Annotated in this window: 9 protein-coding genes; 2 read left to right on the top strand and 7 right to left on the bottom strand. The window is 72.0% G+C overall.

Going from position 1 to position 10775, the window contains the following annotated elements:
- Together Q7W29_00955 and Q7W29_00960 are read right to left on the bottom strand one after the other, a co-directional pair.
- On the bottom strand, positions 1 to 564 hold a 564-nt coding region (locus Q7W29_00955), incomplete at its 3' end, for a helix-turn-helix domain-containing protein (protein ID MDO9170384.1).
- A gap of 17 nt (positions 565 to 581) precedes the next feature.
- Positions 582 to 3353, bottom strand: coding sequence for a valine--tRNA ligase (locus tag Q7W29_00960; GenBank protein MDO9170385.1), 2772 nt, complete (start codon positions 3351 to 3353; stop codon positions 582 to 584).
- 230 nt (positions 3354 to 3583) lie between these two features.
- On the opposite strand from Q7W29_00960, the gene Q7W29_00965 reads away from it, so the two are divergent.
- A complete protein-coding gene (locus tag Q7W29_00965; protein MDO9170386.1) occupies positions 3584 to 4324 on the top strand; it encodes a TerC family protein in 741 nt (246 codons plus the stop codon).
- A 70-nt stretch (positions 4325 to 4394) separates the two neighbouring features.
- Entirely contained in the window at positions 4395 to 6944 is a 2550-nt protein-coding gene (locus tag Q7W29_00970; protein MDO9170387.1) for a SpoIIE family protein phosphatase, read from the top strand.
- 254 nt (positions 6945 to 7198) lie between these two features.
- On the opposite strand, the gene Q7W29_00975 is transcribed toward Q7W29_00970, so the two are convergent.
- From Q7W29_00975 to Q7W29_00995, 5 genes are all read right to left on the bottom strand, one after another.
- Positions 7199 to 7600, bottom strand: coding sequence for a co-chaperone GroES family protein (locus Q7W29_00975; protein MDO9170388.1), 402 nt, complete (start codon positions 7598 to 7600; stop codon positions 7199 to 7201).
- 3 nt (positions 7601 to 7603) lie between these two features.
- Positions 7604 to 8152 carry a TlpA disulfide reductase family protein gene (locus tag Q7W29_00980; GenBank protein MDO9170389.1) on the bottom strand — a complete coding sequence of 183 codons (549 nt, stop codon included), beginning with the start codon at positions 8150 to 8152 and terminating at the stop codon, positions 7604 to 7606.
- A 47-nt stretch (positions 8153 to 8199) separates the two neighbouring features.
- Complete coding sequence (gene trxA, locus Q7W29_00985) at positions 8200 to 8523, bottom strand: thioredoxin (protein MDO9170390.1); 324 nt, start codon at positions 8521 to 8523, stop codon at positions 8200 to 8202.
- The gene (locus Q7W29_00990; GenBank protein MDO9170391.1) at positions 8520 to 10406 is read right to left on the bottom strand and encodes a cytochrome c biogenesis protein CcdA; all 1887 of its coding nucleotides are present in this window, start codon (positions 10404 to 10406) and stop codon (positions 8520 to 8522) included. Before Q7W29_00990 ends, trxA begins: the two co-directional genes overlap by 4 nt.
- Positions 10403 to 10775: hypothetical protein (locus Q7W29_00995; GenBank protein ID MDO9170392.1), on the bottom strand; the 373-nt coding region annotated here is incomplete at its 5' end. The genes Q7W29_00990 and Q7W29_00995, both read right to left, overlap by 4 nt.

Raw genomic sequence — 10775 nt, forward strand, 5'->3', positions numbered from 1 at the left:
GGCGGAATCGGCGAGTGCGGAATCGGCCGCGACGCGCGCCGTCAGCGGGCTCCAGGCCTCGCGCAGGGAATCGCCCAGCGCGTCCCGCCGCTGCCGACCGGGGTCGGCGTCCACTCCGGCGACCGGCCCGCCGCCGTCGTCGCGAGTGCCGTCGCCGCCGCCCGCGAGGCGCACGACCGCCAGGATGAGCAACACCGCGACCAGCACGGCCGCCGACAGCAGGGCGACGCGCCGCCAGGGGAAGGCGGCCGCGTGCCGGATCTCGGTCTCCTGGGTCCAGACCGGTCCGGTGACGGGGGGCGCCTCGTCCGCGGGCCGGCGACTGTCGTGGGCGGCCAGGAGGTCGTGCGGGTCCAGGTCCAGGGCCTCGGCGCACGCGCGCAGGAAGCTGCGCACGTAGAGCGGGCCCGAGAGCTGCTCGTGGTCGTCGGCCTCGAGCGCGCGGAGCTGGTTGACCGGGATGCGCGTGGCTGCCGCGAGGTCGGCCAGCGACAGCCCCGACGCCTCGCGGGCCGCGCGCACCAGGGCGCCCGGGGTCGTCGAGGCGGGACGGTCGTTCTCCACGGCGGGCTCCTCGGGTTTCAATCTCCCAACGCGTCGAGCCGGCGGCGCAGCGCCTCGGCGCGCGCCTCGCTCTCGGCGAGCATCTCCTGCTGGCGGGCCACCACTTCGGCGGGCGCCCGGGCGACGAAGCTCTCGTTCGTGAGCTTCCGGCGGTTAGCTTCGACGAAGGCGACCGCCTTGTCCAGTTCCTTGCCGAGGCGCGCCCGCTCGCGCTCCAGGTCGACCAGGCCCTTCATGAGCAGGAAGACCTCGACCGCCCCGGCCACGCCCGCGCCCGCGGGGTGCGGGTCGGGCCCGCCCTCGACGACCTCGACGGTCTCGAGCTTCGCCAGCAGGGCGATCAGGCCGGCGTCCTGCGCCAGTTCGGCGCGGCGGACGGGATCGGCCGCGCGCAGCACCGCCGTGCCGCGGCGCCCGGGCGGCACGTCCAGATCGGTGCGCAGCGAGCGGATCACGCCCACCGTCTCGACCACCTGCGCGAAGCGGGCCGCCGGCGCCGTCCACGGCAGCTGTGCGGCGTCGCCGACCGGGAAGGACGAGACCATGAGCCGCCCGCGGGCCGGCGGCAGCCAGCTCCAGAGTTCCTCGGTGATGAAGGGCATCACCGGGTGCAGCAGCTTGTAGCTGGCGCCCAGCGCGACGACCGCGAGCGCCGCCGCCTCGCGCCGCCGGTCCTCGTCCCGCAGGCGGGGCTTGACCGCCTCGAGGTACCAGTCGCACAGCTCGTGGCGGAAGAAGTTGTAGGCCGCGTACGCGGCGTCGTTCAGGCGCCGCTTCTCCAGGTTCCCGTCGACCTCGGCGGCGACGGCCGCCAGCCGGTTCATGATCCAGAGGTCCTCGAGCTCGAGCCGGTCGGCGCGGAATTCGAAGGCCGGCGGCGCGCCGAACACCTGCCCCCACAGCGCGGCCGCGGCCGCCGCGGGGTCGTCGGCGAGGTCCGCCAGGACGCCTAGGTCGCAGGTGGCCGCAGTGCCCGCCGCGTTCCCGCCGCTCCCGGCATCCAGCCCGGACTCGTCCCAGGCGCCCAGGACCAGCTTGGAGGCCTGGAAGACCTTGTTGCAGAAGTTCCGGCCGACCTCGAGCGTCTCCTCGCCGAAGAAGACGTCCTGGCCGGTCGGGGTCAGCATGACCATCGACATGCGCAGCGCGTCGGCGCCGTACTTCTCCATCCGTTCGACCGGGTCGGGGCTGTTGCCCAGCGACTTGCTCATCTTGCGGCCCTCGGCGTCGCGCACCAGGCCGTGGAAGAGCACCTCGCGGAACGGCGGCTCGCCCAGGAAGTGGTACGAGGCCATGATCATCCGCGCGACCCAGAAGAAGATGATGTCCGGGCCGGTCACCAGCACCGACGTCGGGTGGTACAGGCGCAGGTCCTGCGTGTCGCGCGGCCAGCCCAGCGGCGAGAAGGTCCACAGCCAGCTGGAGAACCAGGTGTCCAGGACGTCGGGGTCCTGCACCAGCGCGGCGGAGCCGCAGCCGGGGCAGGCCGTCGGCGCTTCGACCCGGCAGACCTCGCGGCCGCAGTCGCCGCAGTTCCAGACCGGGATGCGGTGCCCCCACCACAGCTGGCGCGAGATGCACCAGTCGCGGATGTTGCTCAGCCAGTTGTGGTAGACGCCCACCCAGCGCTCGGGCAGCAGGGTGATGGTGCCGTCGTCGACGGCCCGCACGGCCGCCGCGGCCAGGGGCTCCATGCGCAGGAACCACTGGCGCGACAGGTACGGTTCGATGATGTGGCCGCAGCGGTCGTGGTGGCCGACCTGGTGGACGTTCTTCGCCTCGCCGTCGTGCAGGCCCTGCTCCTGCAGGGCGGCCAGCACGGCCTTGCGCGCCGCGAACCGGTCCAACCCGGCGAACGCGCCGGCCGCCTCGTTCATCACGCCGCGCTCGTCCATGCAGACGACCTGCGGCAGGCCGTGGCGCCGGCCCACTTCGAAATCGTTGGGGTCGTGGGCCGGGGTGATCTTCACGAAGCCGGTGCCCTTCTCGGGATCGGCGTGGTGGTCGCCGATGATCGGGATCTCGCGCCCGGTCAGGGGCAGCTTCACCCGCCGGCCGATCAGGTGCCGGCGCTCGGGGTCGTCGGGGTGCACGGCCACGGCGGTGTCCCCGAACATCGTCTCGGGCCGGGTGGTGGCCACGGTGACGTGGCCCTCGCCGTCGGCCAGAGGGTAGCGCAGCCGCCACATCACGCCCTGGACCTCGCGGTGGTCCACCTCGTCGTCGCTGATCGCGGTCAGGCAGTGCGGGCACCAGTTCACGAGGTAGAGGTCGCGCACGATCAGGCCCTGCTCGCGCAGGGTCACGAAGGCGTGGGCGACGGCGTGCGAGCGCGCCTCGTCCATGGTGAAGGCCTCGCGCGGCCAGTCCAGCGAGCAGCCCAGGCGCCTCAGCTGGCTGGTGATGACGCCGTGGGTCTGGTGCTTCCAGGCCCAGGCCCGCTCCAGGAAGGCTTCGCGCCCCATGGCGTGCTTGTCGAGGCCCTCGGCGCGCAGCATTTTCGAGACGACCTGCTCGGTGGCGATGCTGGCGTGGTCGGTGCCCGGGACCCACAGGGTCGGCCGGCCGCGCATGCGCATCCAGCGGATCAGCACGTCCTGGATGGCGTTGCTCAGGCAGTGCCCCATGTGCAGCACGCCGGTGACGTTCGGCGGCGGCAGCGTGATCACGAAGGGGTCGCCGGCGGCGCCGGCGGACGGCGCGAAAAGGCCTTCCTGCTCCCAGGTCCGCGCCCACTTCTGCTCGATGCCCTCGGGGGCGTATTGCGCCAGCTGGCGGATGTCGTTCACGTCGTCTCCAGGCTGCGGACGGGAAGGCGCCGATGGCCGCGGGGAACGGTCCCCGGGCCGGAACCAGGTAGTGTAGGCAGGGCCGCTGGGCGGGTCAACCGGTCAGGTGGCGAGCGCTTCCCGCAAGGGCCCCGCCCGGGACTGGCCGCGGCCGTCGGGCCGTGCTAGACTGCCCGGCCCGCGCGGCCAGAACGGCCGCCGGTCCCCCATCCGCAGCCATCGGAGCCACCATGGAATGGATCGCCGACCCCCAGGCCTGGATCGCCCTGCTGACCCTGACCGTGCTGGAGATCGTGCTGGGGATCGACAACATCATCTTCATCTCGATCCTCTCCGGCAGGTTGCCGCCCGAGCAGCGGGCGCGCGGCCGCACCATCGGCCTGGCCGGCGCCATGCTGACGCGCATCCTGCTGCTGGCGTCGCTGGCCTGGGTCGCGCACCTGACGGTGGAACTCTTCACGGTCGCGGGGCACGCGATCACCGCGCGCGACCTCGTGCTGGTGGGCGGCGGCCTCTTCCTGCTGGCGAAGGCGACGTTCGAGATCCACCACAGCCTCGAGGGCGGCGCCGAGCACGAGATGGGCCGCCGCAAGGTCTCCTTCGCCGCGGTGATCGCCCAGATCATGGTGCTCGACCTCGTGTTCTCGCTCGACTCGGTGATCACCGCCATCGGCATGGCCGAACACCTGGCGGTGATGATCACGGCGGTGGTCGTCGCCGTGGCGGTCATGATGGCGGCCGCGGGGCCGATCTCCCGCTTCGTCGAAGGCCACCCCACCGTGAAGATGCTGGCCCTGAGCTTCCTGCTGCTGGTGGGCATGTCCCTGGTGGCCGAGGGCTTCGGGCAGCACCTGAACAAGGGCTACATCTACTTCGCCATGGGCTTCTCGGTCCTGGTCGAGATGCTGAACCTGCGCCTGCGCGGCCGCGAGACCGGACCGCCGGTGCAGCTGCACCGCTCGGAACCGTAGCCCGCCCGGGCGGCGAGCGAGTCCTTCCTCGGGGCGGCACCCTCTGCTATGCTGCGGGCGAGGTGCCGCCATGCCGCCCGCCGTGCCGAACCCGCCCCCGCCCCCGCGCCCGTTCCGACCGGCGCGCCTGCTGGCGCTCTACCTCCTGGCGCCGCTGCTGCTGATCCTCGAAGTGCCCGTCGCCCTGCACGTGGCCAACCGCCCGGATGCCGGCCTGACCATCCACAACCTGACCATCCGGTCGGTGACCCCGGGCGGGCCGGCGGCGCGGGCGGGGCTGCTGCCCGGCGACCGCCTGCTGGCGCTGGACGATCGCACCTTCGACACGCAGGTCGACTACCTCACGGCCCTGGCCGACCGCTACGACCTGGCGCCGCGCGCCTTCCGCGTGCGGCGCGGCGACGCGGTGTTCGTCGCCCGGGTGGAGCCCACGCTGCCGCCGCGCTCGCGGATCATCTGGAGCTACGGGCTGTCCCTGGCCGGACTGGCCTTCCTGCTGATGGGCTGGCTCATCCTCTCGCGGCGCACCGACATGGTGGCCCGCTACTTCTTCGCCCTGTGCGCCACCTTCGCCTTCTTCCTCATGGACGTGCCCGACTGGCCCAGCCCCTGGTACATGACGCTCAAGGAGATCTCCCGCGACCTCGCGGTGATGCTGCTGCCCGTGGTCTTCCTGCGCTTCGCGCTCTACTTCCCGGACCGCACGCACCTGAGCCCGCGCCTGCGCGCCCGCCACCGGCTGCTGCTGCTCCCGGCGATCCCCCTGTTCCTGCTGAGCCTCTACGCCGAGGCGGCCCGCCTCGACCCCGTCGAGTCGCGGACCGTGGCGGTGCTGCAGCAGGCCGCGGGCCTGTACTTCCTGGCCTACATGACGGCCGGCGTGGGGGTGTTCGTCGGCAAGATGCTCAGCCGGGGCCGCCCGCTGCGGCACGCCAAGCTGCGCATCGCCTTCGGCGGGCTGGTCCTGGGCTTCGTGCCGTTCATCCTGGGCGCGGTCCTGCACAACCTCGCGGGCCCGGTGCGCCTGCCCTACCAGGAATGGTACGGCTTCTCGCTGGTGCTCGTGCCGGTGTGCTTCGGCCTGGCCATCCTGCGCTACGGGGCGCTGGACCTCGGCTACGTCGTGCGCCACGGACTGGTCTACACCCTGCTGACGGTGCTGGTGGTGCTCGCCTACACGCTGCTCGTCGGCGTCCTGGGCGGCTACCTCGCGGCCCGCTTCCACGGCTCCGACCTGCCGGTCGTGCTGCTGACGGTCGTGGGGCTGACCCTCGTGCTCAACCCGCTGCGGCGGCGGCTGCACGCGGGGCTCGAGCGGGCCTTCTACCCGTCGCGGCTGGCGACCCGCGAGGCCGTGCAGCGGCTGTCGCACGACCTGGCCGGCCTCAGCGGCGATCCCGAGGCGCCGCGCGCGATGCTGGACCGCCTGCACGGCCTCTACCGCCCCGGCCACGTCGCGCTCTTCCTGGTCGAGGACGCCCGGCTGGTGCTGAGGGCGATCCACGCCGAGCCGGAACCGCCGACGACGTCGGTCACCTCCCTGCCGGCGACCTGCACGCTGGGCCGGATCGCCCTGGCGGCCCATCGCCCGATCTACATCGAGGAACTCGAGGGCCTCGACACCGCCGACGAGACCGACGCCCCCACCACGCGGCTGCTCGGGGAGCTGGACGTCCAGCTCGTGGTGCCGCTGATCAGCGGCCGCGAGCTGCGGGGCCTGCTGACCCTGGGACCGAAGACCGGCGGCGCCCTGTACACCCAGGCCGACGTCGCCAACCTCCACGGCCTCTCGATGCAGGCGGCCGCGCTGGTCGAGGTCGCCCGCCTGCACCAGGCCCGCCTCGAGCGCGAACGGCTGGAGACGGAACTGTCCGTGGCCCACCGCATCCAGGGCCACCTCGTGCCGCGCGAGCCGCTGCGCGCGCCCGGCCTGCACGTCATGGGGCGCATGGACAGCTGCCGCGAGGTCGGCGGCGACTACTTCGACTACTTCACGCTCGAGGACGGCAGCGTCGGCTTCGCCATCGCGGACGTGGCGGGCAAGGGCGTGCCGGCGGCGCTGGTGATGACCAGCCTGCGGGTCGCCTTCCGCGGCGCCGCGACCCGCGGCGCGGGCCCCGACCGCGTGATCGGCATCCTGAACGACGCCGTCTGCTCCCTAGGCGACGCCGGCCAGCTGGTGAGCTTCTTCTACGGGGTGGTCGACCCCGCCGCGCGCCGCCTGGAGTACTGCAACGCCGGCATGAACCCGCCGCAGCTCCACCGCGCCGGCCAGACCTACCGCGAACGCCTGCGCAAGGGCGGGCTGCTGCTGGGGATCAACCCCGGCCAGCGCTACGCCCGCGGCACGGTGGCCCTGGAACCGGGCGACCTGCTGCTGCTCTACACCGACGGCTTCACCGAGCAGACCGACCAGCCCGACGGCGTCTTCTACGGCGAAGGGCGCCTGGCCGATCTCGTCGAGGGGTACCAGGAACGCCCGCTCTCCGACCTGCTCGCCAGGATATTTGCCGATGTCGAGGCGTTCGGGGGGCGGGACCAGAGCGACGACCGCACCTTGATCTTGTTGCGGATCAACAGCATGGCATCAGCGACCGCCGGCGGGCACTCTTCTGGCTAAAGAGGAACCGGGCGCCGCCGACAGAGACGGTGTCCGCAGTTCACCTTCACCAGATCGGAGGGCAAGCATGGATCCCATCATGGTGTTCATCGGACTCTCGGTCGTCGACCTCTTGTGGTGGTTGAGGAAATGATCGAAGGAAACGCGAAAAGTCCCTGACCCACGGAAAGATCCAGGGTCAGGGACTTCGCATTTGGTCAGGGACTTCGCATTAGATCAGAGACTTCGCATTTCCAGGCCGCTCGCCGCCAGCCTCAGTCCTCGTCCGCCGGCAGTCCCGGCCCCTCCATCCAGTCCTCTCGCACCAGCACCAGCACCGCCGAGTTCGGCACGATCAGGTACTGCATGCCCTCGAAGGTGATCTCGACGGCCGACTTGCGCACGAACAGCACGTAGTCGCCCTCCTGCGCCTGCAGCGGCAGGAACCTGGCCCGCGGCGGGTGGCGGTCCCAGGTGTCGGGCTCCCCCTCCTCGTCCGACCAGTCGGGCACCGGGATGCCCGGCCCCACCGAGACGACCCAACCGCCCTGCGCCATGCGGGAGCTGAGGGCCGTTGCCGGCAGGTAGAGGCCGGTGTTGGTCTTCTCCTCGCCCTGCTCGGGCCGTACCAGCAGCCGGTCGCCGACGACGATGAGCTTCTTCTTCAGCGGCGACACGGCTCAGCCCTGCGTCCCGGGCACGGCGGCGCGTGCGGCCTGCACGGCGGCGACGTACTCCTCGTACGGGTGCACGCCGGTGAGCGTGGTGTGGACGCGTCCGTCCGGGCGCACGATCACCGTGGTGGGGATGCTGGAGAAGTTGCCGAAGGCCGACGCGGACCTCTCGTCCGCCATCGCCACCGGGAACGTGAAGCCGTTCTGCTTGATGAACGGCTCCACCACCGCCGGCCCCTTCTGGTCCACCGACAGCGCGAGGACCGTCACGCCCTGCGACTTGTAGTTGTCGTGCAGCTTCTGCAGGTGCGGCATCGCGATGCGGCAGGGGCCGCACCAGGTGGCCCAGTAGTCCACCACGACGACCTGGCCGCGCAGGTCCGACAGGCGCAGGGTCTTGCCGTCGAGCGTGGTGACCGTGAAGTCGGGGACGCCGGCCGCGGTCGCGGCGGCCGTCTGGGTCGCGTTCGCGGCGGGCGGCGTCTTGCCCTCGCCGCACCCGCCGACCGTGGTCGACAGGGCCAGGATCAGCAGCGAAGTCAGCAGGAGCTTCATGGTTCGTTCCCTTCGGCGATCCCCGCGGGATCAGATCAGGTTGTCGATCAGATCAAGTTGTCGATTTTGGCGGCCATCTTCTCCTTGGCGAGCACCCCGATCTGGGAGTCGCGCACCTGGCCGCCCTTGAGGTAGAGGACCGTCGGCACCGACATCACGCCGTACTTCATGGCGGCCTGCCGGGCCTCGTCGACGTCCACGTGGGCGATCTTCACCTTGCCCTCGTACTGCGCGGCGAGTTCCTCGACGATGGGCTTGAGCTGCTTGCAGGGACCGCACCAGGTGGCGCTGAAGTCCACCACGACGGGCAGCGCGCTGTCGAGGACCTCCTGCTGGAAGTTGGCGTCGGTCACGTGGATCAGGTGGCTCATGGTTCCTCCCGGTCTGGCTGGGGGTCGGGGCGGGGCGCGCCTGCGGCGCCGCGCCGCACGCGTTCGAGGACGACGGCGAGGTCGCGGGCGTTCACGAAGCCGGAAAAGCGTTCGAGCTCGCGCCCCTGCGGGTCGAAGAACAGGACCGTCGGCATGCCGACGACGCCGTAGCGGCGCGCCAGCTCGTCGTTGGCCGCGCTGCGCTCGGTGAGGTCCATCTTGACCGCGACGAAATCGGCGGCGAGCGCCAGGACTTCGGGCTGGTTGTAGGTCCGCTCGTCGAGCTCCAGGCAGGCCGCGCACCAGGCTGCCCAGAAGTCCATCATCACGGGCTTGCCCTGCTCCCGCGCGGCCGCGAAGGCCGCCCGGTCGTCGGACAGCCACGCCGGTTCCGCACTCCCCTCGCCCGCCGCGGCCCGGTCGGGCGCGGCGCCGCCGGCCGGCAGCAGCCCGGGCGCGAGACCGCGCAGCCCGCCGAGGATCGCCAGCGTCGCGCCCAGCAGCCACAGGAAGCGCAGGCCGCCGAGGTTCAGGCCGGCCCGCGCCCCCGCGCCCTCGGGCAGCGCGCGCCAGGCGCCCCAGGCGCTCACGCACAGCAGCAGCGCCAGCCCGAAGACCGCCGCCAGCAGCCAGACCGGCGCGTACAGGCGCAGGAACCAGAGGGACAGGGCGAAGAGCACGATCGCGAAGACGTGCTTGACCGTCTGCATCCAGCCGCCGGCGCCGGGCAGGGCCGTCAGCAGGCCGCTGAAGGTGCCCAGGGCCACGAACAGCACGCCCAAGCCCAGGGCGAACACGAACAGCAGCCAGAAGCCCAGCACGAGGTTGCCCGTGGTGGCGACCCAGGTCAGCAGCACGATCAGCACCGGGCCGACGCAGGGCGCGGCGATCAGGCCCATCGCCGCCCCCATCAGCAGCGGGCCGAGGAAACCGGTGCGCCCGCCGCCCACGCGGCTGGTCAGCGAGCTCGGCAGCTGCAGGTCGAACAGTCCCGCCATGCTCAGGGCCATCGCCCCGATGATCGCCGCGACGATGGCGGCGAACACGGGGGTCTGGGTCGCCTGGCCGAAGGCGCCGCCTGTCGCGGCCGCCGCCACCCCGAGCGTGGAGTAGACCAGGGCGATGCCCAGGACGTACCAGAGAGACAGCACGAAACCCTTGAGCGGGCGGCCGCGGGCGTTGCCCCCGATGTAGCTGATCGTGATCGGGATCATGGGGTAGACGCAGGGCGTGAAGCTCGCCAGCACGCCGCCGAGGAAGACCATCAGGAAGGCCAGCCAACTGCCGCGCTCCAGCGCGTGCTGGAGGCGGGCCTGCAGGCCGCCGCCGGTCGCCGCGACGGCGGCGGACGCGGCAGGTACGGCAGGTGCGGCAAGTGCGGCAGGCGAATCGGCGGCGGCAGCGGCGGCGGCCGGGGCCAGTTCCAGCTCCAGCTCCGCGACGGCCTCGCCCGGCTGGTAGCAGACCGCGGCGTCACCCTCGCGGCAGAGCTGGTACTCGGCCCGCAGCGACACGCGCACCGGTCCGGCGCGGTCAGGCCACGTCACCGGCACCAGCGCCATGACCTCGCCGCGGTAGTAGGGGATCTCGGCCGCCACGGGCTTCGGGAAGACCGCCGGCCCGAACGCGGCGGCGGGCTCGCTCGCGAAGACCAGTCCCTGGAACGTCGCCGTCAGGTGCGTGCCCGCCGGCACGTGGTAGACCACGCCCAGGCGCGACGCGCCGCCGGCGGCGTGGTCGCCGCCGAGGGCCTTCAGGGTGACGGTCAGCTGCGGCGGCGGCTCGGCGGCGGCCGGGAGCGCCAGCGCGCACGCGCACGCCAGGACCAGCCACATCCGCATCGCGGCGGCGGCCGGCCGCCCCTTCGGTTCGCGAGTTTTCACTGGAGGTGCTTCTCCCTGCGGACGTCCACGTCGTAGATCTTCATGACGGCGCCGTCGCTCTCGGTCAACACCTCGAGGATGCCGTCGCCGTCGATGTCGAGCAACTCCATCCGCGAGCCGAACACCTCGTCGCCCCACTTCAGGTCGCCGCTGCGCGAATTCAGGACCTGGCCGGTGTTCAACACGATCTCCGGCAGCTTGTCCCCGTCGACGTCGCCGACCGCCACACGGTTCGCCTCGTACTCGTTCAGGCTGGTCCACTCGCGGTTGAAGTTGACGCCGTCGATGTAGTAGAGGTGCCGGTTCGCGTTGACGACCAGCTCGAGCGCGGGGTCGTCGTCGACGTCGCCCACGCAGAGGCCGTGCAGC

The organism is bacterium (assembly GCA_030654305.1).
In the GTDB taxonomy this organism is placed as follows: Bacteria; Krumholzibacteriota; Krumholzibacteriia; order LZORAL124-64-63; family LZORAL124-64-63; genus PNOJ01.